The sequence below is a fragment of the Kitasatospora sp. NPDC088783 genome (genome assembly GCF_044750705.1).
Lineage (GTDB): Bacteria > Actinomycetota > Actinomycetes > Streptomycetales > Streptomycetaceae > Kitasatospora > Kitasatospora fiedleri.
Window position 1 is genome coordinate 75,223 of record NZ_JBIVKJ010000001.1, and the last position, 26,486, is coordinate 101,708.

At 73.9% G+C, this 26,486-nt stretch carries 23 protein-coding genes; 8 read left to right on the plus strand and 15 right to left on the minus strand.

The window, feature by feature from the left end; translation table 11 throughout:
• Positions 1-41: 41 nt before the first annotated feature.
• From ACIP60_RS00335 to ACIP60_RS00345, 3 genes are all read right to left on the minus strand, one after another.
• Positions 42-1,064, minus strand: coding sequence for a polysaccharide deacetylase family protein (locus ACIP60_RS00335; protein WP_400678605.1), 1,023 nt, complete (start codon positions 1,062-1,064; stop codon positions 42-44).
• 629 nt (positions 1,065-1,693) lie between these two features.
• A complete protein-coding gene (locus ACIP60_RS00340; protein ID WP_400678607.1) occupies positions 1,694-3,010 on the minus strand; it encodes an FAD-binding protein in 1,317 nt (438 codons plus the stop codon).
• Between the two features lie 193 nt (positions 3,011-3,203).
• The gene (locus ACIP60_RS00345) at positions 3,204-4,235 is read right to left on the minus strand and encodes a LacI family DNA-binding transcriptional regulator (RefSeq protein ID WP_400678608.1); all 1,032 of its coding nucleotides are present in this window, start codon (positions 4,233-4,235) and stop codon (positions 3,204-3,206) included.
• 154 nt (positions 4,236-4,389) lie between these two features.
• Between ACIP60_RS00345 and ACIP60_RS00350 the strand changes: the two genes are divergently transcribed.
• Genes ACIP60_RS00350 through ACIP60_RS00365 form a run of 4 tightly spaced genes read left to right on the plus strand, consistent with a single transcriptional unit; the run spans position 4,390 to position 9,834 of the window.
• Entirely contained in the window at positions 4,390-5,679 is a 1,290-nt protein-coding gene (locus ACIP60_RS00350) for an ABC transporter substrate-binding protein (protein WP_400678609.1), read from the plus strand.
• Between the two features lie 11 nt (positions 5,680-5,690).
• Positions 5,691-6,626 carry a carbohydrate ABC transporter permease gene (locus tag ACIP60_RS00355; protein ID WP_400678610.1) on the plus strand — a complete coding sequence of 312 codons (936 nt, stop codon included), beginning with the start codon at positions 5,691-5,693 and terminating at the stop codon, positions 6,624-6,626.
• Positions 6,626-7,444: a carbohydrate ABC transporter permease gene (locus ACIP60_RS00360; RefSeq protein WP_400678612.1), complete on the plus strand. Its 819-nt coding sequence runs from the start codon at positions 6,626-6,628 to the stop codon at positions 7,442-7,444. The genes ACIP60_RS00355 and ACIP60_RS00360 overlap by 1 nt, the downstream gene beginning before the upstream one ends.
• A gap of 8 nt (positions 7,445-7,452) precedes the next feature.
• Positions 7,453-9,834: a glycoside hydrolase family 3 N-terminal domain-containing protein gene (locus ACIP60_RS00365; protein WP_400679895.1), complete on the plus strand. Its 2,382-nt coding sequence runs from the start codon at positions 7,453-7,455 to the stop codon at positions 9,832-9,834.
• Between the two features lie 77 nt (positions 9,835-9,911).
• Here the strand turns inward: ACIP60_RS00365 and tgmC are convergent, their stop codons facing one another.
• From tgmC to ACIP60_RS00395, 6 genes are all read right to left on the minus strand, one after another.
• On the minus strand, positions 9,912-11,057 hold the full coding sequence (tgmC, locus tag ACIP60_RS00370) for an ATP-grasp peptide maturase system methyltransferase (RefSeq protein ID WP_400678613.1): 1,146 nt from the start codon (positions 11,055-11,057) through the stop codon (positions 9,912-9,914).
• Positions 11,054-12,028 (minus strand): ATP-grasp ribosomal peptide maturase, encoded by a 975-nt coding sequence (tgmB, locus tag ACIP60_RS00375; protein WP_400678615.1) that lies wholly within the window; start codon positions 12,026-12,028, stop codon positions 11,054-11,056. Before tgmB ends, tgmC begins: the two co-directional genes overlap by 4 nt.
• The gene (gene tgmA, locus ACIP60_RS00380; protein WP_400678617.1) at positions 12,025-12,333 is read right to left on the minus strand and encodes a putative ATP-grasp-modified RiPP; all 309 of its coding nucleotides are present in this window, start codon (positions 12,331-12,333) and stop codon (positions 12,025-12,027) included. The genes tgmB and tgmA overlap by 4 nt, the downstream gene beginning before the upstream one ends.
• A gap of 196 nt (positions 12,334-12,529) precedes the next feature.
• Positions 12,530-13,378, minus strand: a complete 849-nt coding sequence (locus ACIP60_RS00385; protein ID WP_400678618.1) for a helix-turn-helix domain-containing protein — start codon at positions 13,376-13,378, stop codon at positions 12,530-12,532.
• 27 nt (positions 13,379-13,405) lie between these two features.
• Positions 13,406-13,930 (minus strand): DUF6879 family protein, encoded by a 525-nt coding sequence (locus ACIP60_RS00390; RefSeq protein WP_400678620.1) that lies wholly within the window; start codon positions 13,928-13,930, stop codon positions 13,406-13,408.
• A complete protein-coding gene (locus ACIP60_RS00395; protein ID WP_400678622.1) occupies positions 13,911-14,144 on the minus strand; it encodes a hypothetical protein in 234 nt (77 codons plus the stop codon). Before ACIP60_RS00395 ends, ACIP60_RS00390 begins: the two co-directional genes overlap by 20 nt.
• Before the next feature lie 299 nt (positions 14,145-14,443).
• On the opposite strand from ACIP60_RS00395, the gene ACIP60_RS00400 reads away from it, so the two are divergent.
• The 3 genes from ACIP60_RS00400 to ACIP60_RS00410 all read left to right on the plus strand — a co-directional run bounded on the left by ACIP60_RS00400 (position 14,444) and on the right by ACIP60_RS00410 (position 18,759).
• On the plus strand, positions 14,444-16,645 hold the full coding sequence (locus tag ACIP60_RS00400; protein ID WP_400678624.1) for an MMPL family transporter: 2,202 nt from the start codon (positions 14,444-14,446) through the stop codon (positions 16,643-16,645).
• Between the two features lie 67 nt (positions 16,646-16,712).
• Complete coding sequence (locus ACIP60_RS00405) at positions 16,713-17,969, plus strand: sensor histidine kinase (RefSeq protein WP_400678626.1); 1,257 nt, start codon at positions 16,713-16,715, stop codon at positions 17,967-17,969.
• Between the two features lie 118 nt (positions 17,970-18,087).
• Complete coding sequence (locus tag ACIP60_RS00410; protein WP_100839827.1) at positions 18,088-18,759, plus strand: response regulator transcription factor; 672 nt, start codon at positions 18,088-18,090, stop codon at positions 18,757-18,759.
• 68 nt (positions 18,760-18,827) lie between these two features.
• On the opposite strand, the gene ACIP60_RS00415 is transcribed toward ACIP60_RS00410, so the two are convergent.
• From ACIP60_RS00415 to ACIP60_RS00440, 6 genes are all read right to left on the minus strand, one after another.
• Entirely contained in the window at positions 18,828-19,487 is a 660-nt protein-coding gene (locus ACIP60_RS00415; protein WP_400678628.1) for a response regulator transcription factor, read from the minus strand.
• Positions 19,472-20,794 (minus strand): sensor histidine kinase, encoded by a 1,323-nt coding sequence (locus ACIP60_RS00420; protein WP_400678630.1) that lies wholly within the window; start codon positions 20,792-20,794, stop codon positions 19,472-19,474. The genes ACIP60_RS00415 and ACIP60_RS00420 overlap by 16 nt, the downstream gene beginning before the upstream one ends.
• A gap of 44 nt (positions 20,795-20,838) precedes the next feature.
• Complete coding sequence (locus ACIP60_RS00425) at positions 20,839-21,231, minus strand: hypothetical protein (protein WP_400678632.1); 393 nt, start codon at positions 21,229-21,231, stop codon at positions 20,839-20,841.
• A gap of 195 nt (positions 21,232-21,426) precedes the next feature.
• Positions 21,427-22,866 carry a Re/Si-specific NAD(P)(+) transhydrogenase subunit beta gene (pntB, locus tag ACIP60_RS00430; protein ID WP_400678633.1) on the minus strand — a complete coding sequence of 480 codons (1,440 nt, stop codon included), beginning with the start codon at positions 22,864-22,866 and terminating at the stop codon, positions 21,427-21,429.
• A gap of 6 nt (positions 22,867-22,872) precedes the next feature.
• Positions 22,873-24,441: a Re/Si-specific NAD(P)(+) transhydrogenase subunit alpha gene (locus tag ACIP60_RS00435; RefSeq protein ID WP_400678634.1), complete on the minus strand. Its 1,569-nt coding sequence runs from the start codon at positions 24,439-24,441 to the stop codon at positions 22,873-22,875.
• Positions 24,442-24,626: 185 nt separating this feature from the next.
• Positions 24,627-25,466, minus strand: coding sequence for a siderophore-interacting protein (locus ACIP60_RS00440; RefSeq protein WP_400678636.1), 840 nt, complete (start codon positions 25,464-25,466; stop codon positions 24,627-24,629).
• 227 nt (positions 25,467-25,693) lie between these two features.
• On the opposite strand from ACIP60_RS00440, the gene ACIP60_RS00445 reads away from it, so the two are divergent.
• Entirely contained in the window at positions 25,694-26,314 is a 621-nt protein-coding gene (locus ACIP60_RS00445) for a dihydrofolate reductase family protein (RefSeq protein WP_282203118.1), read from the plus strand.
• Positions 26,315-26,486 lie beyond the last annotated feature (172 nt).

A 26,486-nucleotide genomic window follows, 5' to 3' on the forward strand; every position in this document is an offset into this window, starting at 1 on the left:
TCAGCGGCGGGGAATTCCCGGTGCGGCCCCGGTGGCAGGGGTCAGCTGGTGGTGCAGGTGGCGGTGGGCCAGGTGGTGGAGCCGTTCTTCATGATGGTCATGCCCCAGGTGTTGCCGGAGCCGTTGGGGGTGGCGATGAGGGTCTGGGCGTCGGGGTAGGTGGTGGTGGCGTTCCAGGTGGAGCTGACCTTCTCGGGGGTGGGCACCTTGACGGTGACCTTCCAGGTGCTGGAGCCGGTGACGGCGACGTTGAGGTTGTAGCGGTCGCTCCAGGAGGTGCCGGCGGAGAGGGTGGCGGTACAGCTCCCGCCGCCGGTGCCACCGCCCGTGCCCCCGCCGGTACCGCCGCCCGTGCTGCCGCCGCCGTTGTCGGTGGGAGCGACGGCGCGGCCGGTCTGCGGGGAGATCATGCCGGCGCACAGCCCGCGGGAGGCCAGGTTCTGGGCGATCTGCGGGATCGCGGCCAGGGTGTTGGCGGGCCACTCGTGCATCAGGATGACCTGGCCGTTGCCGAGCCGGCCGACGGCCTGCACGATCGCGGCGGTGCTGGCGCCGTTCCAGTCCTGCGAGTCCACGTCCCAGATCACCTCGGTCAGGCCGTACTTGGCCTCGACCGACTTCAGGGTCGCGTTGGTCTCGCCGTACGGCGGGCGGAACAGCTTCGGCGTGCCGCCGCCCGCGTTGGCGATGGCCGACTGGGTGCCGCCGACCTCGGAGTCGATCTGGGCCTGGCTCTCCTGGGTCAGGTGGGGGTGGGTGTAGCTGTGGTTGCCGATCCACATCCCGGCCGCCGACTCGGCCTTCACCTGGGCCGGGTAGGCGGCGGCGAACTGGCCCTCGTTGAACACGGTGGCCCGCAGCCCGTTCTGCTTGAGTGCGTTCAGCAGGGCCGGGGTGTGGTCGTTGGACGGGCCATCGTCGAAGGTCAGCCCGACGTAGCCGGTGCAGGCGGCGGCCCGGGCCGGGGCGGGATCGACGGCGGCGGCGGTCAGGCCGGCCGCCACGGTGGCGGCGACGGCGAGGCCCGCGATCAGCGGGCGCGGCGAGAGACTGGTGCTGCGCATGGGGGTGCGACTCCTCGTGGTTCGCTGGGGAGCCCGGGAGGCGGATGGAACCGGCGACCCGGCTCGACTGGAAGGTCGGCGACGGCCGACTGCGAAGAGTTTTGACCCGGGCAGTTCACGTGTCAATGATCCGGTTGAAACTTTCGGCTGCTATTCGGTGCGCGACGGCAATGACGGCCGGAAGCGGCAGCCGTTTCGGCCGGAATAGGGGCGTGCGCCGCTCCGGAACGGCGGGAAATGTGCGTCCGGGCGGGTCCGATCCGCTCCGATCGTCTTTCGGGCGGCGGGCGGCGGGCGGCGGGCGGGTCACAGCGGGTGGGTGACAGCGGGCGGGGGCGGGGGCGCCCGGGCAGCCTGGATCGGCCGTCGGCGGGTTCCGCGCCGTTGCGGGCCGACGGCCGACCGGCCCGGCCCCGGTGCGTGCCGCGGGCCCGGCCGTGCCCGGGCCGGTGGCCGGGCGCGGGCGGTGCGGCGGAGCAGGGGGACGGGCGCCGCCGGCCGGGCGGGCGAAGCGGGGTGCCGCCCGGCCGACGGAGTGGCGGGCGTCGGCCGGGGCGGCCGACGCGGGGGAGGAGACAGGGGGGAGGAGAGAGGGGGACGGGGACGGGGGAGCGGCGGCGGCCGCGGGGTCAGTCGGCGGTTCCGGCCAGCTGCTCGGTGAAGCGGTTGGCGAACTTGCCGTCCGGGTCGAGTTCCCGGCGCAGCGCCAGGAAGTCGCCCAGCCGCTCGTAGGCGGCGCCGACGGCGGCCCGCGGCGCGTGCGTGATCTTCCCCCAGTGCGGGCGTCCGCCGAGCGGCAGGAGGGCGCGTTCGACCGCGGCGAGGGCCGGGGCGACGGCGGCGGGGTCGGGCTTCCAGGTGAAGTGGAAGGCGACCGAGTCGCGCCCGTGGGAGGGGCTCAGCCAGAGTTCGTCGGCGGCCACCGTGCGTACCTCGGAGATGTGCAGTACTGGTGCCAACTGCTGTCCCAGCGCGCGCAGTTCGGCGACGGCGGCGCGGGCCGCGGCGCGCGGCAGCAGGTACTCGGACTGGAGTTCCGCGCCGCTGCTGGGGGTGAACTCGGGGCGGAAGTGCGGCAGCCGCCGGTACCAGGGGCCGGGGGCGCCGAGCTGCGGGGTGCAGGCGTCGGTGGGCAGGCCGGGCACCGGGTGCTCGGGGCGGTCGGCGGGCCGCGCGCCGGGGACGGCGGCGGGCGGGGTGCCGTCGTCGAGCTGCTTGACCCAGACCCGGCCGGTGTCCGAGCCCCAGTCGGTGAACAGGCTGACGCTGTAGCCGGCGGCGTGGATCTCGTCCAGGTGGGCGATGTAGTCGGCGAGGGCGAGCCCGGTGTGGACGTACTGCCGGACGTCGAAGGCGGGCACCGTGTCGAGGGTGAGCGCGGTGACGATGCCGAGCGCGCCCAGGTGCACCACCGCGCCGGGGTGGGTGGTGGTGCGCAGTTCGCCGTCGGCGCCGACGACCTCCAGCGAGCGGACGGCGGCGGCGAGCGAGCGGCGGGTGTCGCCCGAGCCGTGGGTGCCGGTCGCGGTGGCCCCGGCGACGGAGATGTGCGGCAGCGAGGCCAGGTTCTCCAGGGCCAGGCCCGCCGCGTGCAGGACGGTGGCGAGTTCCGCGTAGCGGGTGGCGGCGGAGACGGTGACGCTGCGGCGGTCGGGGGCGATCTCGATCCGGGTGGGCAGGCCGTCCAGCCGGACCAGGTCGCCCTCGGTGTCGGCGACCGGGCTGAAGGAGTGGCCGCTGCCCAGGGCCCGGACGCGGTCGCTGCGCCGGACCAGTTCCCGCAACTCGTCCAGGTCGCGCGGGCGGTGGACGGCGCGGGCGCCGAAGGTGAGGTTGCCCGCCCAGTTGGTCAGCGGGCCGGCGGGCGGCGTGCCGTCGGGCGGCGGGCCAACCGGCCGGGGGCCGGTGGTGGACGGGCCGGTGTCGGAGGAGCCGGTGGTCGTCATCGGGTCACACCCAGGGGTCGGGGGCGGGTCGCCGGAGCGGGCGGACGGCCGCCCGTCCGGCACCCCGATTCGTCATGGTAGAAAACAAATTAGTCCGCCCAGGTCGACGGGGCAAGGGCGGCCGAACCTCGAAACTTTCGAAACCCGATGCTGAGCGGTCCGGGTCGCAGCCCGGGCGGTCCGGTCGGTCCGGTCAGCCCCCGGCGGGGCCGGGTGCCACAGTACTGGAGCGCACCACCAGGGTGGTGGAGAGTTCGAGCCGGGTGGGGGCGGCCGGGGCCTCGCCGGTGCGCAGGGCGAGGATCAGCCGGGTGGCCTGCTCGGCCATCTCGCGCAGCGGCTGGCGGACGGTGGTCAGCGCGGGGCTGGTCCACTGGGCGATGTCCAGGTCGTCGTAGCCGACCACGGACAGGTCCTCGGGGACGCGCAGCCCGCGGACCCGGGCGGCCTCCATGACGCCGAGCGCCTGTAGGTCGCTGCCCGCGAAGATCGCGGTGGGGCGGTCGGGCAGCTCCAACAGCCGCTTGGCGCAGGCGAGTCCGCCCTCGGCGTGGAAGTCGCCGAAGGCGATCAGGGCGGGGTCGGTCTCCAGCCCGGCCATCGACATCGCCGAGCGGTAGCCGTCGAGCCGGGCCAGCGAGCAGAGGGTGTCCTCGGGGCCGGTGACGATGCCGATCCGCCGGTGGCCGAGCTCGATCAGGTGCCGGGTGGCGGCGAGGCCGCCGGCCCAGTTCGCCGAGCCCACCGAGGGCACGTCCGGATCGGGGTTGCCGGCCGGGTCGATGATGACGAACGGGATGGAGCGGGCCCGCAGTTGGCGCTTGAGCTCGGGCGGGAGGCCGGAGAGGACCAGCACCACGCCGAGCGGCCGCCGCCGCAGCACCGCGTCGATCCAGCCGGGCCCCGGCGCGTGCCGGGAGCCGCTGTGGGCGACCACCACGGCCGCCCCGTGCTCGTTGGCCACCGTCTCGACGCCGCGCAGGAGTTCCATCGCCCAGAGGCTGTCGAGCTCGTGGAAGACGATCTCGATCAGCGGGGCCTCGCCGCCGTTGCGGGCGGCGCGCTGGTAGTCGTGCTCGCGCAGGACCCGTTCGACCCGGCCGCGGGTGGACGCCGAGACGTCGGTACGTCCGTTCAGGACCTTCGAAACCGTCGAAACGGAGACTTCGGCCTCTCGCGCGATGTCCGCGAGGGTGACCCGTCCCAGTTCATCGCCCTTTTCCATGCCCGCAGCATAGGGCACGGGCGGCGCGGGACGACCCCCGGATCACGCTTCAGTAACCCTCGGTACGAGGGGTTGACCCGAAACATGCCCGCAACTTAACGTCCCGGCCAGGCACTGATTTCGAGAATAGCCTCGAAACTTTAGGAGACTCCTGATGAAGAGACGCGCGTTCGCTGTGGCACTCGGGCTGTCCCTGGCGACGGTGGGGGTGACGGCCTGCGGCAGCGGCGCCTCCACCGGCGGCGGCTCCAACACGATCCACGTGCTGGTCTACGGCGACGCCAGCAACAAGGTCGAGAAGCAGATGGTCGACACCTTCAACAAGACCTCGAAGGTCAAGGTGGTGCTGGACACCATCCCCGGCGCCGACTACCAGGCCAAGCTCAACACCATCATCAACACCGCCCAGGCGCCGGACGTCTTCTTCAACTGGGGCGGCGGCAGCATCCAGCCCTACGTCAAGGCGGACCTGCTGCTCCCGCTGGACGACATGATCGCCGCGGACCCGGGCCTGAAGGACAACTTCCTCTCCTCGGTGTTCAACACCGCCGTGATCGACGGCAAGTCGTACGGCATCCCGATGCGCGGCACCCAGCCGGTGCTGCTGTTCGACAACAAGAAGGTGCTGGCCGACGCGGGCCTGAGCGTCCCGAAGACCTGGGACGACCTGCTGAACGCCGTCCAGGTGCTCAAGGGCAAGGGCGTCACCCCGTTCGCCCTCGGCGGCGGCGACCAGTGGCCGACCCTGATGTGGTACGAGTACGTCTTCGACCGGGTGGCCGGCCCCGAGCTGTTCCAGCGGGCGCTGTCCGGCGACAAGGCCGCCTGGGAGAGCGAGGACGCCAAGAAGGCGCTGGGCATGCTCAAGCAGCTGGTCGACGCCGGCGCGTTCGGCTCGAACTTCGACTCGGTCAAGTTCACCGACGGCGGCTCCCCGGCCCTGCTGGCCAAGGGCAAGGCGGCGTTCGAGCTGATGGGCTCCTGGGCGTACTCCACCCAGCAGGACGCCAACCCCGACTTCGCCAAGAACGACCTCGGCTACAGCGGCTTCCCGTCCGTCGCGGGCGGCAAGGGCGACCCGGCGGACGTGGTCGGCAACACCAACAACTTCTACTCGGTGCTGAAGAAGAGCAAGCACCCCGAGACCGCCGCCGCCTTCCTCAAGCTCATGTACTCCGACGAGTTCGTGAAGGCCCAACTGGCGATCGGCAACCTGCCGACCACCACCAACACCGAGCAGTTCCTCGACACCGCCGCCAGCCCGGACTACTCGAAGTACCAGTACGAGCTGGTCAAGGCCGCCCCGTCGTTCCAGCTCTCCTGGGACCAGGCGTACCCGCCGGCCGCCACCACGCCGATCCACACCGCCGTCCAGCAGTTCTTCAACGGCAAGCTCGACGTGGACGGCTTCATCAAGGCCATGCAGGCCCTGCCCGCCTCCTGAGACGAATGCCGATGAGTGCTCCCTCCTTCGCGTCCGCGTCCGGCCGCCGCCCGCGGGCCGGGCGCCGGACCGGCGTCGGGGTGACCCGCCCGGGCCTGGTCTGGGCGGTCCCCGCGACCGTCTTCTTCCTGCTGTTCGCCCTCCTGCCGCTGGTGCTGGTCGCGGTGCTCTCCTTCACCAGCTGGGACGGCGTCGGCGCGCCCCGCTTCAACGGCCTGGACAACTGGACCGAGCTGCTGCACGACCCGGTGATGACCCAGAGCGTCTGGCTGACCCTGGTGCTGACCGCGGCCGGCGTGCTCGTGCAGACCCCGGTCAGCGTCCTGCTGGGCGTCTGGGCGGCCGGCCACCAGCGCAACCGGGCCGTGTTGTCCGCGGTCTTCTTCATCCCGCTGCTGCTGTCCGCGACCGCGATCTCGGTGGTCTGGCGGGCCATCCTCGACCCCAACTTCGGCGCCCCCTCGCAGCTGACCTGGCTGTTCGGCGACGGCAACCTGATGGGCAGCCGGAGCGGCGCCATCGCGGTGCTCACCTTCGTCGGCATGTGGCAGTGGACGCCCATGCACGCCCTGCTCTACCAGGGCGGCGCCCGGGCGATCCCGCAGGTGCTCTACCAGGCCGCCGCGATCGACGGCGCCGGCAAGTTCCGGCAGTTCGTCCACATCACCCTGCCGCAGCTGCGCAACACCATGATCACCTCGGTGATCCTGATGCTGGTCGGCGGCCTCACCACCTTCGACACCGTCCTCATCCTCACCCAGGGCGGCCCCGGCACCGACACCACGAACAGCGCCTACTACATGTACCAACAGGCTTTCAAGAGCTTCGACTTCGGCTCCGGCTCGGCCATCGCCCTGGTCCTGGTGGTGGTCGCCACCCTGATCTCGCTCGCGGTCGTCCGGTTCTCCGGCTACGACAAGATGCGCGGCACCACGGAGGGACTGTGATGCGCAGGCGTCCCAACCACCTCGCCGGGCTGGGCTCGCTGGTCTGGCTGGTCCTGGTCGGCTTCCCGCTGTACGTCCTGCTGATCTCGACCTTCCGGACCCGCTCCAACTACTCCACCCAGGGCCCGCTCACCTTCCCCTCGCAGCTCACCCTGCAGAACTACGTCGACGACTTCTCCAACGGCTTCGGGCAGGACTTCCTCAACACCGTCGTCGTCACCGCGAGCGTGGTCGCGATCGTGCTGCTCGTCGTGCCCCCGCTGGCCTACGCGATCGTCCGGGCCCGGGGCAGGACCATCAGCACGGTCTTCCGGATCTTCCTGCTGGGCCTGGCGATCCCCGCGCAGGCCGTGATCGTGCCGATGTTCTACGTCATCAGCAAGGCCGGCCTGTACGACCACCTGATCGGCGTGATCCTGCCGACCGCCGCGTTCTGCCTGCCGGTGTGCACGCTGGTGCTCACCGGCGCGATGCGGGACATCACCGGCGAGCTGTACGAGGCGATGGCCATGGACGGCGCCAGCCCCTGGCGGGTGTTCTGGCAGCTGGTGGTGCCGCTGTCCAGGGGCGGCCTGTCCTCCGTCGTGGTCTTCTCGGCGCTCCAGGCGTGGAACGGCTTCCTGTTCCCGCTGATCCTCACCCAGTCGGAGAGCAGCAAGGTCATCACCCTCGGCCTGTACGACTTCCAGACCGAGCACGGCGTCGACGTGCCCGGCCTGCTCAGCGCCGTCGTGCTGTCGATGCTCCCGATCTTCATCGTCTACCTGTTCGCCCGGCGTGCCTTGGTCCAGGGCCTCATGGGCGTCGGAGGAAAGTGACCGACAAGATGAACCTGGCCGTTCCCGCCGAAGCCCCCACCCCGCCCGCCGCGACCGCGGCCCCCCGCTGGCGCGACCGCGCGCTGGGCCCCGAGGAGCGCGCGGACGCCCTGATCGCCGAGCTGACCCTGCCGGAGAAACTGGCCCAGCTGGTCGGCGTCTGGGTCGGCGCCTCCGACGAGGGTGGCGACGTCGCCCCGCACCAGCACGACATGGAGGAGCCGCCCGACCTCGACGACCTGCTCCCGAACGGACTGGGCCAGCTGACCCGCCCGTTCGGCACCGTCCCGGTCGACCCGGCGCTCGGCGCGCTCTCGCTGGCCCGCAGCCAGCAGCGGATCGCCGCCGCCAACCGGTTCGGCATCCCCGCCCTGGCCCACGAGGAGTGCCTGGCCGGCTTCGCCGCCTGGGGCGCCACCGCCTACCCGGTGCCGCTCTCCTGGGGCGCCACCTTCGACCCCGAGCTGATCCGGCGGATGGCGGCGGCGATCGGCCGCGACATGCGCGCCGTCGGCGTCCACCAGGGGCTGGCCCCCGTCCTCGACGTGGTCCGCGACGCCCGCTGGGGCCGGGTCGAGGAGACCATCGGCGAGGACCCGTACCTGGTCGGCACGGTGGCCACCGCCTACGTGCAGGGCCTGGAGTCCGCGGGCGTCGTCGCCACCCTCAAGCACTTCGCCGGCTACTCCGCCTCCCGCGCCGGACGCAACCTCGCCCCCGTCGGCATGGGCCCCCGCGAACGCGCCGACGTCATCCTGCCGCCCTTCGAGATGGCCGTCCGCGAGGGCCGCCCCCGCTCCGTCATGCACGCCTACACCGACACCGACGGCATCCCCTCGGCCGCCGACGAGGCCCTGCTGACCGGACTGCTGCGCGACACCTGGGGCTTCGACGGGACGGTGGTCGCCGACTACTTCGGCATCGCCTTCCTCCGACTGCTGCACGGCGTGGCCGGCGACTGGGCCGAGGCCGCCGCGCTCGCCCTGGCCAGCGGCGTGGACGTGGAGCTGCCCACCGTCAAGACCTTCGGCGAACCGCTGCTGCGGGCCGTCGAGGACGGCACCGTCCCCGTCGCGCTGGTCGACCGGGCGCTGCGCCGGGTCCTGGTGCAGAAGGCCCAGCTCGGCCTGCTCGACGCGGACTGGGACGCCGTCCCCGCCGCGCTGGCCGGCCGCCCGCTGGACGACCCGCGCGCCCTGCGCGGCACCGTCGACCTGGACCGCCCCGAGAACCGGGAGCTGGCCCGGGAGATCGCCGAACGGGCCGTGGTGCTGCTCAGCAACGACGGCACCCTGCCGCTGCGCGCCCCCCGCCGGATCGCCCTGATCGGCCCCAACGCCGACACCCCGACCGCGGTGCTCGGCTGCTACGCCTTCCCCGTGCACGTCGGCAGCCAGCACCCGGACACCCCGATCGGCATCGAACTGCCCACGCTGCGCCAGGCGTTGGCGGCCGAGTTCCCCGACAGCGAGATCCGGACGGCGGCCGGGGCGGGCATCGACGGCACCGACACCTCCGGCTTCGCCGAGGCCCTCGACGCGGCCCGCCGGGCCGACGTGGTGATCGTCGCGCTCGGCGACCGGGCCGGCCTGTTCGGGCGCGGCACCAGCGGCGAGGGCTGCGACGTGGAACTCCTCGAACTGCCCGGCGTGCAGCGGCAGTTGCTGGACGCCCTGCTGGACACCGGCACCCCGGTGGTGCCGGTGCTGCTGGCCGGCCGGCCCTACGCGCTGGGCCGCGCGGTCACCGAGGCGGCGGCCCTGGTGCAGACCTTCTTCCCCGGCGAGGCCGGGACCGAGGCGGTCGCCGCCGTGCTCAGCGGACGCACCAACCCCTCGGGCCGGCTCCCCGTCAGCATCCCGGCCCGGCCCGGCGTCCAGCCCTCCACCTACCTGGCCGCCCGGCTGGCCGGACCCAGCGAGGTCTCCAGCACCGACCCCACCCCGGCGTTCGGCTTCGGACACGGCATCGGCTACACCTCGTTCGACTGGAGCGGCCTCGAAGTGGAGCGCGAACTCGCTTCCACCGACGGCGAGTTCACCCTCTCCTTCACCCTGCGCAACACCGGCGACCGGGCCGGCAGCGAGACCGTCCAGCTCTACCTGCACGACCCCGTCGCCAGCGTGGTCCAGCCCGTCCAACGACTGATCGGCTACCGGCGGATCACCCTCGACGCGGGCGAACACGCCCGGGTCGAGATCACCGTCCCCGCCGACCTCGCCTCCTTCACCGGCCGCGACGGCCACCGCGTCGTCGAGCCCGGTGCCCTGGAACTCCGCCTCGCTGCCTCCAGCACCGCCCCCCGCCTCACCACCACCGTCCACCTGGAAGGCCCGCCCCGCGTCCTCGACCACACCCGCCGCCTCCACGCGCACTTCCGCACCACCTGACGGCCCGCCGGCACCACCAGCCCGGCCGCGCCCCTTCCCGGAGGGGTGCGGCCGGTGCGTGTCCGGAACACCGGCGGTCAGACGGGTAGTCGCCAGGCCGGCCCCGACGGGGAGCCGATCCACACCCGCTGTTCCTCGCCGTCGACAGTGAGCCCGAAGGCGTCCTGGGCGGGTGCGCCCACCTCCTCCCACTGCGCGAAGGCGTGCTCGACGGCGTCCCAGAGCGGCAGCGGCCCGTGCTGGTGGACGATCGGGCCGGAGCCGGTGTCCTCGGTCCACGCCTGGGAACCGGTGGCGGTGTCCACCAGGATCGCCCTGGGGCCGGCGCCCAACAGTTCGGCGGACGGCGCGGCGAGCTGGGCGAGGAAGCGGCCGGTCCACGACCAGATCCGGGCCGGGGCGAGAAAGGTCCTCCGCTCGTGGCCCGTGTGCAGGGTGAAGGTCGGCCGGGGCGGCGGCTGGTGGGCGCGGGCGAGCATGAACGCCACCTCTTCGCCGGTGAACCTTCCCTCCGCGGTGCCGTCGCCCCGGACAGTGAGGTTGACCAGGCCGGAGGCCTGCGACCAGCCGCCGAGGCAGGTCGTGACGGTCCCGCCGGGGTGGACCTGCCAGACCCAGGGGTACGGGATGCCGCGGACCGAGCACGTGGCGACGATCCGGTCGAAGTCGGTGCCGGCCTCGCGGGCGTCGAGGCCGTCGGCGATGACGAGGTCCGGGGCGTGCCCGGCCGCGTGCAGGGCGTCGCGGGCCCGGGCCCCGGTGGCCGGGTCCACCTCGACGGAGGTCACCTGCCGGTCGCCGACGCGATGGCAGAGGATCGCCGTCGAGTAGCCGGTGCCGGTTCCGATCTCCCGTACGCGGTCGCCCTCACCGATGTCCGCGGCCTCCAGCATCCGGACGACGAGCGAGGGCAGGGTCGAGGAGGAGGTCGGCAGGCCGTACACCGGCCCGGTCGCGGTGACGGCGTCGACGCCTCCGACCTGGGTCACCCAGGTCTCGTTGCGGTAGGCCATCGAGAGCCATTCGGCCTCCGGTACGTCCTGGCGCCGCACCGGATGGTAGACGGTCGAGCCCCGGGCGTCGGTGGCGGGCCGGAACACGGCGTTGCCGAGGAAGACCTCCCGGGGTACGGCTTCGACGGCCTTCCGCCAAGCAGGGTCGGTCAGGCCCTGCCCGGTGATCCGGTCGGCGAGCCGCTGCCGCAGGCGCGCGGTGCCGGTCATGCGGTTCCTCGCTGGAGCAGGTCCGCCAGAGCGGCGGTCATCGGCAGTCCGGTCGGCGGTTCCATCCAGGCCCATTGGCCGGACGGGTTGCACTCCATCCACACCCAGCTGTCCTCGTCGTCGGTGGGACCGGTGAGTGCGAAGTCGAACGCGCCGAAGACCAGACCGAAGTGCGCGAGGTAGGCGAAGATCGCGCGTTCGACGCACTCGGGGACGGAGGTCGCGGTGTAGGTGTGGGTGGAGTAGTCGACCCGCCAGTCCAGCAGACCGCTGTCGATGCGGACGGCGAACACCTGCTCGCCGATCACGGTGACGCGGATGTCGGCGGTCTTGTCGACGCGCTGCTGGAACAGGTGCATGGTGCCGGACACGGTGCCGTCGATCTCGTCGGCGGTGACCTCGGTGACGGGCACGGTCTGGGCGATGCCGTCGACCAGGTACGTCGGCATGCTGATGGGTTTGTGGACCACGGGCCCGTGGGCCCTGACGAACTCGCGGGCCCGGTCGGGCTCGTTGGTGACGACGGTCGGCGGCAGTCGAAAGCCGCACGCCGCCGCGGCGGCGAGGCCGGCGGGCTTGTACTCCGCGTCGCCGATCCGGTGAGGGTGGTTGACGTACAGGCAGTGGGGGAGGGACACCAGGACGCCGCCGAGTCCGTAACGCGCCTGGGCGGCGGCGACGCGTGCGTCCTGCGGACCGAGGTGGGCGAACGTGAACGCGGACGGGCGCCGGTAGTACAGCGACCGGACCGCGCCGAGCCCGGCCTGCCGGGTGGGCGTCCGCAGGCTACCCCGCCACCCGGTGTCCTCGCCGCCGACGAGGGCGGTGCAGGACAGGGCGGCCGGGAAGTCGCCGGCGTCGAACCGTACGACCGGGACGTTCCGGCGGTGCAGCTCGGCGATCACCAGGTCGGCGGTCGGGTCCTGCAGGTTGGTGACGACCGCCACCGGTCGTGCGTCGGGAACGGTCATTGGTCGGTGTCGTTCCCGGTGTCGCTGTCCGGAGCGTCCCCACCCTGGGTGTCGCCCTGACCGGTGGTGCCGGTCGGCGGATTGGTGCCCGAGGAGGTGCCGTGCTCCGGCGTCATCAGCGGTTCGCCGTCGAGGCCGAAGTAGCGGGCGGTCTGGGAAGCCGGGTCGAGCGTGATGCGGCCGACCGCGGGGCCTCCCCGGAACGGCGGGTACGGGGCGATCCGGCCGAGAACGAACGGGGCCGAAGTCGGGCGGCCCTGGGGGAGCGGGCTCCCGGTCGGGAACCGCTCGGCGTGAACGAACATCGACTGCCTCCTGCTGTGCGTCAGCTGTGCCGGTGCCTCCGGAAGGCGGTGTCCTTCGGGTCCCCGGGGCGAACCGGTGCCGCTGCCCGTGGCCACCACGAGGAGTTCCCGCTCGTCCGCCGGGCCTTCCTCCGTGACACGACGTTAGGGGCGGGCCGACCGGGCCCTCCAGCGAGTTGCACGCGGTTGCACGAGTTCACCCGACAGCGTTGACCGCCGTGGTGACCAACGCCCGGGCGCCGTCGCCGTGCACGGCCAGCTTCGCCAACTCGGAGAACGCGCGCAGGTAGGTCCGGATCTCTCCGGGCGCGGTGATGTTGATCTCCGCCGTCAGTGTCTCGACCGCCACGAGGGATTCGTCGAAGGCGTAGAACGCTTCGAGGGGCCAGACGGTGCGTCGGCGCCGGAACGGGATGACGCCGAGCGACACGTTCGGCCGGGCCATGACGGCCAGCAGGTGGCGCAGTTGCCCGACCATCGCCTCGTCGTCGGCCACGGCGTGGTACAGCGCGGCTTCCTCCAGGACGAGGGCGAAGCGATGATCCCCCTCGGTGAGGACGCGGGAGCGGCTGAGGCGGGCTGCGACGGCCTGCTCGACGTCGTTCGGCGTTCCTTGGAACGCCGCGATCGAGCCGAGCAGGCCGGCGGCGTACGGCCCTGTCTGCACCATGCCGGGCACGACGGTGGAGGCGTAGACCCGGAAACCCCGGGTGCGCTGGTACAGCGGCACCGTCCTCCGGTGGACGTGCCGCATTCCGTCGCGGTGGATATCGGTCCACTGGGCGTACATCGACTCCGCGGTACGTGACGCGGCGATGATGTCGGCAGCCTGGTCCTCCGCGCCGCAAGCCGCGCACCGCGCCCGGACATCGGCATCGGACGGCACCGTCCTGCCGTTGGCGATCCGGGACGACTTCGACTTGTGCCACCCGCACAGTTCGGCCAGTTCGAGCCCTGAGATCCCGGCACCGCGGCGCAGGGCGTCAAGCCGTTCGGCGACGGCGAGGCGCGCTGCCCGCGCGTTGGAGAGGGGGGAAGTGGACATGTGCCGGCTGAACCGCGACTCGGCGGATCAGACGGTGAACCGGTCGTGCGGAGTGGCCCGCTCCCAGACCGCGTCGAACGCGGAGGAGCAGAAGAGCGCCACCGCCGGGTCGTCCGTCTCGTCGGTGTGCACCCACCGCCCTTCGCCGTCGAAGACGTTGAACTGTACGGTCCGGCGGTCGAAGACCCAGAAGTCGTTCCCCGGCAGGGGCAGGACCGAGGCTTCGCGGCGCGGAAGCCACCGGATCTCCTCGCCGGCCGCGATGTTGGTGAAGGAGAACGAGTGCTCGTACGCGACGTACTCGGACACCGGCTCCGAGACGACCCGGGCCCGACGGACCGAGACGCCCTTGGCGGTCACCTCCCTCACGAGGTCGAGCCACGGGCGCCACCAAGTCCCCGGAGCACTCGGATCGAGCCGGTGCCCGTCCTTCCACGACCGGAAGCCCACCGCCTCGCTCTCGACGGTGTACACGTCGCGCAGTTCGAGGTGCACGGCGGACTCCTCCGCGGAGCGCAGGAGAGCCGCGAAGTCACTCAGCGTCTGCGACACCCAGGGCCTCCTTCAGGTACTTCGCCATCCGAGCCGGAACGCGAACGACGGTCTCGTGAGCGGGAATCGGTCCGGCGGCCCGTACCTCGGCCTCTGTACCCGGGTCGAGCTTCCAGCCCTGGACGATGAGATCGGACGTCTCCTCGTCAACGAAGATCGTCGGCGAGCCGTGGTCGCCCGACTTGTCATCCTTGCCCACGAACCGTAACGCCATCTGGGGCCTCCCCGGACCGATTGCGGCTGGTCGTTCTCGGAACCCGTGGTGGCTTCTCCGTGCCCCGGCCGCCCGGGGTTCGGCGGAAGTGAGGCGGCCCGCGGGGACGCCCCGTGGGGGGTTACCGCGGGGCCTGGCGCGCGCCGAGGGCCCGTCCGCGCCGTCCGCGGGCGCGGTACCGGGGGCGTCCGGGTACCGCGGGCGTGGTACGGCGGGTGTCTGCGGGCGGGGGACGACAGGGGGCGGCTCGGGACCGCAGGGTGGAGGAGACCGGGAGAAGGCCGAATTCTGGAGCGCGCATGTCCGTTCTCGCCCGCTGGTGCCATCGGCACCGGCTCGTCACCGTGCTGTTGTGGCTGGGCCTGCTGGTGGGGCTCGGAGCCGTCTCCGGCGCCGTCGGGACGAAGTACAGCGACAGCATGGCGATGCCGGCCACCGAGTCCAGCCGGGCGATGGACCTGCTCAGGGCGCAGATGCCCGCCGCGGCCGGCGACACCGACACCGTGGTGTGGCACACCGCGAACGGGACGGTGCGCGACCCGGCCGTCCAGGAGCGGATGACCGGGGCCCTGGACGCCATCGCCCACAGCCCCTCCGTCGCCTCGGTCGGCAGCCCGTACGCCGAGCAGGGCGCGGCGCAGGTCAGCGCCGACGGCACCACCGCCTACGCGCAGGTGACCTTCAGCGGCGCCGCCCACGACGTCCCCAAGGCGGACGTCGAGCACGTGGTCGACCTGGCGAAGCAGGCCCGCGCCGACGGCCTGGACGTCCAGCTCGGCGGGCAGGCCGTGCAGAACGCCGAGACCGAGATGGGCGGCACCAGCGAGATCATCGGCATCGTCGCCGCGCTGATCGTGATGACGCTGGTGTTCCGCTCGGTGTGGGCCGCCGCGCTGCCGATCCTCACCGCCGTGGCCGGCGTCGGCACCGGCGTGATCGGCACCGGCCTGCTCAGCCACGGCATGAGCATCGCCTCGGTCGCCCCCACCCTGGGCGTCCTGGTCGGTCTCGGCGTCGGCATCGACTACGCCCTGTTCATCGTCAACCGGCACCGCAAGGGCCTGATGGCCGGCCTGGAGGTCGGGGAGGCGTCCGCCAAGGCGCTGAACACCTCCGGCCGCGCGGTGCTGTTCGCCGGACTGACCGTGGTGATCGCCCTGCTCGGCATGCTGATCCTCGGCATGGGCTTCCTCAACGGCATGGCGGTCTCGGCCGCCCTCACCGTCGCGCTCACCGTGCTGGCCGCGATCACCCTGCTGCCCGCCCTGCTCGGCCTGCTCGGCCACCGGGTGCTCAGCCGCGCCCAGCGCCGCCGCCTGGCCGAGCACGGCCCCGGCGAGGCGCACGCCACCGGCTTCTGGCCGCGCTGGGCCGCCCGGGTGCAGGCCCGGCCGACCGGCAAGGCGCTGGTCGCCCTGGTGCTGATGCTCGCCGTGTCGCTGCCGGTGCTGTCGCTGCGCCTGGGCAGCTCGGACGCCGGCAACAACCCGAAGACCACCACCACCCGGCAGGCGTACGACCTGATGGCCGACGGCTTCGGCCCCGGCTCGAACGGCCCGCTGCTGCTGGTCGCCGAGGCCCCCGGCGCGGCGGACCGGGCCGCCCTGGACGGGCTGGTGGCCGACCTGAAGGGCCTGGACGGCGTCGCCCGGGTCGCGGCCGTGCCGATGCGCGAGGGCCAGCAGGTCGGCATCGTCCAGGTGGTGCCCACCACCTCCCCGCAGTCCGCGCAGACCTCCGCGCTGATCACCGAGCTGCGCGAGCACACCGTCCCCGGCGCCGAGGCCGGCACCGGCCTGCGGGTGTACGTCGGCGGCGCGACCGCGACCGCCGCGGACTTCGCGGACGTGCTGATCTCCAAGCTGCCGCTGTTCATCGCGATCATCGTCGGCCTGGGCTGCCTGCTGATGATGGTGGCCTTCCGCAGCCTGCTGGTGCCGCTGATCGGCGTGGTGATGAACCTGCTGACCATGGGCGTGGCGTTCGGCGCGATCGTCGCGGTCTTCCAGTGGGGCTGGGGCTCCGAGGCGCTCGGGGCCGGCGCGGCCGGGCCGGTCGAGGCGTTCGCCCCCGTGATGATCATCGCGATCCTGTTCGGCCTCTCGATGGACTACCAGGTCTTCCTGATCAGCCGGATGCACGAGGAGTGGACCCACACCCGGGACAACCACCGCGCCGTCCGGGTCGGCCACGGCGAGACCGGCCAGGTCATCACCGCCGCCGCCGTCATCATGGCCTGCGTGTTCGCCGCCTTCCTGTTCGGCGGCCAGCGCATGATCGCCGAGTTCGGGCTCGGCCTGGCCCTGGCCGTCCTGCTCGACGTGCTGGTGCTGCGGATGGTCCTGGTCCCGGCCCTGATGCACCGCTTCGGCGCCGCCAACTGGTGGCTGCCCGGCTGGCTCGACCGCCTGCTGCCGCACGTCTCGGTGGAGGGCGAGCCCGACCCGGCCCCCGCCCCCGCCGCCGTCCGGCAGCCCGAACCGGCCGACGCCGGGCGTTGACACCCCGCGGGGCCCGGCCGGTCAGTGCCACCGGCCGGGCCCCGCTGCGTACGGTGAAGGAGTGCGAATGACGCAGACGGTCAGACGGTGGTGCGGCGGACGGCCGGGGCGCACCGACGTGGCGGTGGCGCTGGCCTGCTTCGTGCTCGCCACGCCGATCACCGCCGCCACCGCGTACCACCGCGACGCCTCGATCACCGGCTACCTGCTGTTCCTGCTGCTGTCCTGCCTGCCGCTGCTGGCCCGCAGCCGGTGGCCGGTACCGGTGGCCGCCGCGACGGTGCTGATCGGCGTGGTCGAACTGGTGCTGATCCCGTTCTCGCCCGGCCCGCGCCCGGAGGCCCTCGGGATCTCGATGTTCGCCGTCGGCGTCGCCCTGTACGCCGTCGCCACCCGCACCGACCGGCCCACCGCCTGGCGCACCGGCTGCTGCGCCGCCGCCGCGCTCACCCTCACCGCGCTGATCGTCCGCCCCGGCCTGGAGGAGATCCCGCAGAACCTCGGCCTGATCGCCTGGCCGTTCCTCTCGGTGGCGATCGGCGACGCCGTCCGCAGCCGCCGCGAACTGCTCGCCTCCGCCGTCGAACGCGCCGAACGCGCCGAACGCACCCGCGAGGAGGAGGCCCGCCGCAGGGTCACCGAGGAACGGATGCGGATCGCCCGCGAACTGCACGACGTGGTCGCCCACCACATCACCCTGGTCAACGCCCAGGCCGGCGTCGCCCACCACCTGATGCGCACCGACCCCGACCACGCGTACCAGGCCCTGGAACGCATCCGCGACACCAGCCGCGCCGCCCTCGACGAACTGCGCGCCACCGTCGGCCTGCTGCGCCACAGCGGCGAGCCGGCCGCGCCGCGCGAACCCGCACCCGGCTTGGCCGGACTCGACGACCTGCTGGACGCCTTCCGGCACTCCGGCCTGGACGTCACCCTGGAACGCGGCGACGCCGCCGGCCTCGACGACGCCCCCGCACGCGACGGCACCTCCGCGGTCCTGCCGCCGATCCTCGACCTGACGGCCTACCGGATCATCCAGGAAGCGCTCACCAACACCCACAAGCACGCCGGGCCCACCACCGCGCGCGTCCGCCTCGACTTCGGCCCCGACACGCTGCGGCTCACCGTCGAGGACGACGGCCGGGCCGACGGCGGCGGGGCGCCCGACGGCACCGGCACCGGCCACGGCATGATCGGCATGTACGAGCGCGCCCGCGCCGTCGGTGGCACCCTGAGCGCCGGACCGCGCCCCGGCCGGGGCTTCCGGGTCCACGCCGAACTGCCGCTGCCCGCCGGCCCCGCCCGCAAGGCCGGCCGGCCGTGAGCCGCCCGGCGGTCGGCGGCCCGGCGGTCGGGGGCGCGGCACCGGCGACCGCGGGAACCCCGCGAACCGCGCGAACCCCGCGAACCGCACCGAGGACCACCGGAAGGAGCCGCCGACCATGACCGTCCGCGTCCTGCTCGCCGACGACCAGGCCCTGCTGCGCGGCACCTTCCGCCTGCTGATCGACTCCGCCCCCGACCTGGAGGTGGTCGGCGAGGCCGGCACCGGCCGGGAGGCCGTCGCGCTGGCCCGCACCCTGCGCGCCGACCTGGTCCTGATGGACATCCGGATGCCCGACCTGGACGGCCTCGCCGCGACCAGGCTGATCACCGCCGACGAGGACCTGGCGGGCGTCAAGGTGCTGGTCCTGACCACCTTCGAGAGCGACGAGTACGTCGCCGAGGCGCTGCGCGCCGGGGCCAGCGGCTTCCTCGGCAAGGGCATCGACCCGGAGGAGCTGCTGGACGCCATCCGGGTCGTCGCGGCCGGGGACGCCCTGCTTTCCCCGGCCGCCACCAAGGCCCTGATCGGCCGCTTCCTCGCCCAGCCCGACCCGGGGCGGCGCGCCGCGCTGCCCCGGCTGGACGTGCTCACCGCCCGCGAGCAGGAGGTGGTCGCCCTGGTCGCGGCCGGCCTGTCCAACGACGACATCGCCGAGCGGCTGTTCGTCACCCCGCTCACCGCCAAGACCCACGTCAACCGCGCGATGACCAAGCTCGGCGCCCGCGACCGCGCCCAACTGGTGGTCATCGCCTACGAGACCGGCCTGGTCCGCCCGGGCGGGGCGTGACCGGCGGGGGCGCGAGCGGCGGGGCGTGAGCTGCGGGCCGTGACCGGCGGGACGCGCGGCCCGGCCGGTCAGCCCGCGCCGCGGTCGGCGGACAGGTAGGCGAGGACGGCCCGGACCCGGCGGTTGGTGTCGTCGTCGTTCGCCAGGCCGAGCTTGGCGAAGATCGTGGTGGTGTACTTGCTGACCGAGCCCTCGGAGAGGAACAGCCGGGCCGCGATCGCCGTGTTGGACAGGCCCTCGGCCATCAGCGCCAGCACCGAGCGCTCCCGTTCGGTCAGGGCCGCCAGCGGGTCGGCGCGCAGCGGGCGGCCCAGCAGCTTGGCGACCACCGTCGGGTCGAGCGCGGTGCCGCCGTCGGCGACCCGCTGGACGGCGTCCATGAACTGCCCGGCGTCCAGCACCCGGTCCTTGAGCTGGTAGCCGATGCCGCCGTGCCCGTCCGCGAGCAGCTCGCGGGCGTACAGCTGCTCGACGTGCTGGGAGAGGATCAGCACCGGCAGGCCCGGCACCGCCCGGCGGGCGGCCAGCGCGGCCTGGAGTCCCTCGTCGGAGCAGGTCGGGGGCAGCCGGACGTCCACCACCGCCACGTCCGGCCGGTGGTCGAGCAGCGCGGCCAGGGCGGCCGGCCCGTTGTCGACGGCCGCGACCACGGTGTGGCCGAACGCCTCGACCAGGCGCACCATCCCGTCGCGGAGCAGGAACAGGTCTTCGGCTACGACGATTCGCACGGCACCGCCACGGTGATACGGGTGGGTCCCCCGACGGGGCTGTCGATCTCCAGCCGCCCGCCGAAGGCCGCCACCCGGCGCTCGACGCCGCTCAGCCCGGACCCGGGGGAGGCGGCCGCCCCGCCGGTTCCGTCGTCGCTCACCGTAGCGGTCAGCGTCCGGTCCGCGTACGCCAGTTCGATGCCGATCCGGTCGGCGTGCGCGTGCTTGACGGCGTTGGTCAGCAGCTCCGCGACGCAGAAGTAGAGCGCCGCCTCCACCGGCCGCTCGGGCCGGACCGGGACCAGGCTGACCACGTCCACCTCCACCGCGGCGTCCAGCGCCAGCGCCCGGACGGCGTCGACCAGCCCGCGCTCGACCAGCACCGGCGGGTTGATGCCGCGCACCAGCGCCCGCAGTTCGGCCAGCGCGCCGACGGAGTCGGCCCGGGCCGCGGCGAGCAGCCGCTTGGCGGCCGCCGGGTCGCGGTCCACCAGGTGCTCGGCGGCGCCCACCGACATGCCCAGCGCGACCAGCCGGGCCTGCGCGCCGTCGTGCAGGCCGCGCTCGATCCGCTCCAGCTCGGCGGCCTGGGTCTGGGTCAGGTCCGCCCGGACCGCCTCCAGTTCGGCCACCCGCCGGCCCAGCCGGGTGGACGCCACCGGCCCCAGCAGGCGGCGCCCGACCGGCCCCAGCGCCCGCCAGCCGAACGGCGCCGCGGCCAGGCCGGCCGCCACCAGCGCCGGTCCGCAGGCGGGGTGAGCGGGCGTCAGTGCCGCACCGCACCCCAGCGCGAGCAGCGGCAGGACGGCGAGCGGCAGCACCGTGCCGGCGGCGGCCAGCAGCCACACCCCGTCCCCGTGCAGCTGCGGGTCGTGGAACCGGGCGTGCACCGCGGCCCGGCGGCGGGCCTCCCGCTCGGACGCGTGGTACTCCCGGCCGTCCCACCAGTGGCCGGTCGCCATCCGGGTCACCGGCCGGGCCCGCCGGTACTCCACCGCCGACTCCAGGCCCAGCCAGCGCGCCGCGCACCGGCGGGCCGCCCCCGCCAGCGCCCGGCTGGTGAACGGGTGCACCGTCCACAGCGCCACCGCCACCCAGAGCAGCACCAGCAGGGTCTCGCCGGACACCGCCAGCACCCGCAGCGGCAGCGCCGCCGTCGTCCCCGCCGACCAGGAGTAGGCCAGCGCCGAGCCCGCCCACCCCACCGGCCCGGCCACCAGCACCGGCAGGCAGGTCAGCGCGGTCAGGACGGCGCACCGCCACAGCCCCGCCCCGACCGCCGCCACCGCCCGGCGCGGCCACCCGCCGCCCCCCGCTTCCCCCACCGACCCGGCCCCTTCCGTCGCGACGGCCGATTCTGCCACCGCGTTCACTTCCCCCCGCCCGAGCGGGTCAGCACGGCCACCGGCACCAGCGCCAGCGCCGACAGCCCCTGCAGCACCGTGTACCAGGCCGGGCACAGCCCCGGAACCAGGTCGACGCCCACCACGGCGAACGGCAGCACCGTCGACAGCGTCCGCAGCCGCTCCCGGGCCCGCCCGTCCCCGCCCCGGGCCCGCGCCACGTACCGGCGCAGCAGGAACACCAGCAGGAACAGCAGCGCGCCGCGCACCCACAGGAAGGGCGTGGTCGACTGCCCGGCCAGTGCCAGCACGGCGACGGTGCCCAGCACCACCGCGCCGATCGCGCCGAACAGGGTCACCCAGGTCCGCGCGGTGTCGAACACGTCCTGCGTGCGGGTCTCGGTCTCGGTCACTGCCATCGTTCCGCTCTCCTCCGTGGCGTCGTCTCCTGCCGACCACGACGCTACGGAGCCGCCGCCCGCCCCGACATGGGCCTGCCCGTACACCGGGGTGGGCCCAGACCCACTCCCGCCCCCGCCCCCGCCCCCGCCCCCGGCCCCGGGCGGGAGCGGGAGCGGGGGCGGGAGTGGGTCCGGTGGGGGCGGGGCGAGGGTTCAGTGCCGGGCGGTGAGGGCCGGGTCGGTGGCGTCCAGGGACTGGAGGATCTGCTCGACGCTCTGCCGGGCGTCGCCGAAGAGCATGGCGGTGTTGTCGCGGAAGAACAGCGGGTTCTGGACGCCCGCGTAGCCGGAGGCCATCGAGCGCTTGAAGACGACGACCCGGTCGGCCTCCCAGACCTTGAGGACGGGCATGCCGGCGATCGGGCTGGCGGGGTCGTCGAGGGCGGCGGGGTTGACGGTGTCGTTGGCGCCGATCACCAGGACGACCGAGGTGTCCGCGAAGTCCTCGTTGATCTCGTCCATCTCCAGCACGATGTCGTAGGGGACCTTGGCCTCGGCGAGCAGCACGTTCATGTGGCCGGGCAGCCGGCCGGCCACCGGGTGGACGCCGAAGCGGACCTCGACGCCCCGCTCGCGCAGCCGGCGGGTGAGGTCGGCGACGGGGTGCTGGGCCTGGGCGACGGCCATGCCGTAGCCGGGGGTGATGATCACGGACCTGGCGGCGGCCAGCAGCTCGGCGGCCTCCCGGGCCCGGATCTCCTGGTGCTCGCCCTGCTCGGCGTCGCCGCCGGAGGGGGCCTCGATGCCGAAGCCGCCCGCGATGACGGACAGGAAGGAGCGGTTCATCGCCCGGCACATGATGTAGGAGAGGTAGGCGCCGGAGGAGCCGACCAGCGCGCCGGTGACGATCAGCAGGTCGTTGTCGAGCAGGAAGCCCGCGGCGGCGGCCGCCCAGCCCGAGTAGCTGTTGAGCATCGAGACCACGACCGGCATGTCGCCGCCGCCGATCGAGGCCACCAGGTGCCAGCCCAGCAGCAGGGCCAGCACCGTCACGGCGACCATCAGGCCGAGGCCGGGGGAGGCGGTGAACCAGACGGTCAGGGCGAGGAACGCGCCCAGCGCGCCCAGGTTGAGGGCGTTCTTGCCGGGCAGCACCAGCGGGCGGGAGGCGATCTTCGCGGAGAGCTTCAGGTAGGCGACGATCGAGCCGGTGAAGGTGACCGCGCCGATGAAGATGCCGATGAACACCTCGGCGTGGTGGATCGTCAGCAGGTCGGCGGCCACCGCGGTCTGCGCGGCGCCGTGCCGCTCCACCTCCAGGTAGCTGTTCCAGCCCACCAGCACGGCGGCCAGGCCGACGAAGCTGTGCAGGACGGCGATCAGCTCCGGCATCCGGGTCATCTCGACCCGGCGGGCCCGCCACAGGCCGATCGCGGCGCCCAGCGCCATCGCGACCAGGATCAGCGCGACCGCGCCCGCGCTGATGCTGCGGGAGGCGACCACGACGGTGGCGACCAGCGCCAGGGCCATGCCGGCGATGCCGTAGACCACCCCGGCCCGCGAGGTGCGGTGCTGGGAGAGCCCGGCCAGGCTCAGGATGAACAGCAGGGCGGCGACCAGGTCCGCGGCGTGCGCGGCGGTGAGGGACGTCATCTCGGCTCAGCCTTTCGAGAACATGCTCAGCATGCGGCGGGTGACGGCGAAACCGCCGAAGACGTTCACGCTGGTCAGCAGGATCGCCACCGCGGACAGCACGGTCACCAGGGCGCTCTCGTGCCCGATCTGCAGCAGCGCGCCGATCACCACGATCCCGGAGATCGCGTTGGTCACCGACATCAGCGGCGTGTGCAGGGCGTGGTGGACCTTCCCGATCACGTAGTAGCCGATCACCACGGCCAGCGCGAACACCGTGAAGTTCTCCGCCAGTTGGGCCGGGGCGAAGGCGATCAGCAGGAACAGCGCGAGCATCCCGAGACCGATCAGGCCGAACCGGACGGCGGGCGTGACCCGGGCGGGCCCCGCCCCGGCGGCGGCCGGGGGAGCCGCGGGCGGCGCGGCGGGCGGCGCGGCGGGCGCGGCCGAGACCGCGACCGGCGGGGGCGGCCAGGTGGTCTCGCCCTCCCGGACGACCGTCACCGCGCGCTGCACCACGTCCTCGAAGTCGATCGCCAGCCGCCCGTCCCGGCCCGGGGTGAGCAGCTTCAGCAGGTTGACCAGGTTGGTGCCGAACAGCTGCGAGGCCTGCGCGGGCAGCCGGGACGCCAGGTCGGTGTAGCCGATCAGGGTCACCCCGTTGTCGGTGACCACCGTCCGCCCCGGCACCGTGCCCGCCACGTTGCCGCCCTGCGCGGCGGCCATGTCGACCACCACGCTGCCGGGCTTCATCGCCGCCACGTCCTCGGCGGTCAGCAGCCGGGGCGCGGGCCGGCCGGGGATCAGCGCCGTGGTGACCACGACGTCCACGTCCGCGGCCTGCGCCCGGTACAGCGCGGCCGCGGCCCGGTCGTAGTCCGCCGAGGTGGCCTTCGCGTACCCGTCGGCGCTCGCCTCCTGGACCGCCTCCACCGCCAGGTACTCGCCGCCCAACGACCGCACCTGGTCCGCGACCTCGGGACGCGGGTCGGTGGCCCGGACGATCGCCCCGAGGCTGGACGCGGCCCCGATCGCGGCCAGCCCGGCCACGCCCGCGCCCGCCACCAGCACCTTCGCCGGCGGCACCTTGCCCGCCGCGGTGACCTGCCCGGTGAAGAACCGGCCGAAGGCGTGCGCGGCCTCGATCACCGCCCGGTACCCGGCGATGTTGGCCATCGAGCTGAGCACGTCCATCGACTGCGCCCGGGAGATCCGCGGCACCGCGTCCAGCGACAGCGCCGTCACCCCGCGCGCCGCCAGCGCCGCCAGCAGTTCCGGCCGCTGCGCCGGGGCCAACAGCCCCACCAGCACGGCCCCTTCGCGCAGCCGCCCGACCTCGGCCTCCGACGGCGCGTTCACCTTCAGCACCACCTCGGCCGCCCAGGCGTCCCCGACGGCGGCGCCCGCCGCCCGGTACGCCGCGTCGTCGAACCCGGAGGCCGCGCCGGCCCCCGACTCGACGACCACCTCGTAGCCCAGGCCCAGCAGTCCGCGCACCGTGGCCGGGGTCGCCGCGACCCGGGTCTCCCCGGGCACGGACTCGGCGACCACGCCGACCCGTTGGGGCGGGCGTGCGGAGGAGTCGTTTCCAGACATCGCTCGTTCTCTCTCGTCGGAGGAGGTGGTGCCGGACGTGTTCCGCGCTCGAAGGGGAGTACTTCCCCCTGGTCGCAGGAACCTAGACTCCCGACCCCCTCCGGCAGAACCGGGCGAACGGTGAAATGTGTCACCACAACTCCCACCGACCGGACTACACCCCGCCCCCCGGGGACGGTCGGCGCTCAGGACGCGGGGGCCTCCTGCTCGGCCTCGACGACGGCGTTCCACTCCCGCTTGGACGCCTGCCAGCCGTCCTCGTCGTGGCCCAGGCGCCAGTACCCGGAGACCGACAGGTCCTCGCGCGGCACGCCGAGCTCCACCCGCAGCAGCGCCCGCAGCTCCTTCACGAACCCGGCCTCGCCGTGCACGAACGCCTGCACCCGGCCCGCCGGGAACTCCAGCGCGCGGACCGCCCCGACCAGCGCCTCGCCGACCGGCCGGTCCCCGCGGTGCAGCCAGACCACCTTCGCGGCGGTGTCGACCGGCTGCTCGTCCTCGGGCCCGGAGACCTCGACGAAGGCGTGCACCAGCGCGTCGGCGGGCAGCGCCTCCAGGGCGGCGGCGATCGCGGGCAGCGCGCTCTCGTCGCCCGCCAGCAGGTGCCAGTCGGCGGCCGGGTCGGGCGCGTAGCCGCCGCCGGGGCCGAGCAGCCGCACGGTGTCACCGGGCCGGGCGCGCACCGCCCACGGCCCGGCCAGGCCCTGGTCGCCGTGCACCACGAAGTCCAGGGTCAGCTCGCGCCGCCCGGCGTCCCAGGCACGCACGGTGTACGTCCGGGTGGTCGGCCACTGCTCGCGCGGGAACTCGGCCCGGATCCGCTCCAGGTCGTACGGCTCCGGGTAGGCCGCCCCCGGCGCGTCGAACAGCACCTTCACGTAGTGGTCGGTGTACGTGCCCGCGTCGAACGCGGCCAGCCCGTCGCCGCCGAGCACCACCCGCTGCATGTGGGGGGTGAGCCGCTCGGTGCGGACGACCTGCGCGGTGTGCGGCGTGCGGGGCTTGCGGGGCGGACGCTCTGCCATGGGACGGCTCCTCGGTGGACGGACCGCTCGGCCGGCCGGCCGGGGCGGTGCGGGACCAGTCTGCGCCACGGGCCCGCCGCCCCCGGCCGCCCGGGGCTGCGCGGACCGGCTCCGGGGCCGGATCATCGAGGTGGGCGGATCGGCGGCCGGGGGACCGATGAGTTCGCCCGCCCTGATCCGTCCGTACTCGTGACCGGACCACCGACCGACCCCCAGGGGAGCACGTCATGGGCTTCATCCACATCGAGCTGTTCACCACCCTCGACCTCGTCGGCCAGGCGCCCGGCGGGCCCGACGAGGACCCGGTCGACTTCCCCTTCGGCGGTTGGCAGGCCCCGCTGGTGGACGACGTCTCCGGTGCGCAGGTCGACGCCGCCTACGCGGGCACGGACGCCCTGCTGCTCGGCCGCCGCACCTACGACATCTTCGCCGCCTACTGGCCGAAGGCCGGGGACAACCCCTTCGCCAACCTCTTCAACAGCATCCCCAAGTACGTCGCCTCCCGCGGCGAGCCCGAGCTGACCTGGGCCGGGTCCGAACTGCTCGGGCCGGACCTGCCCGCCGCGGTGCGCGGCCTGCGCGAGCGGCACCAGCAGGTGACGGTGGTCGGCAGCCTGGACCTGGTGCAGACCCTGCTCCGGGAGAAGCTGTACGACCGCCTGGACCTGTGGGTGCACCCGGTCATCCTCGGCACCGGCAAGCAGGTCTTCGCCGGGGGAGCCGTCCCCACCAACGTCACCCTGCTGGAGCCGCCCGCGGCCGGCCCCCGCGGCACCGTGCTGCTGCGCTACGGGCTGGCCGAGGGCGTCCCCGCCACCGGCGACATGAGCGCGCCCCGCGAGGACTGAGCCCCGGACCGCGACCACCGGCCGTCGGCTGCCCGCGCACCGGCCGTCGGCGTCCCGGCCGCCCGCGCGGCGGCCGGGACGCCCGGCGCTTTTCGAACGGCGGGTTCGCCTCGCCGCCGTCCCGGGGCTATCCTCGGGCCCAGGTTTCGGGCATGGGGCCCAAAAGGTGTCT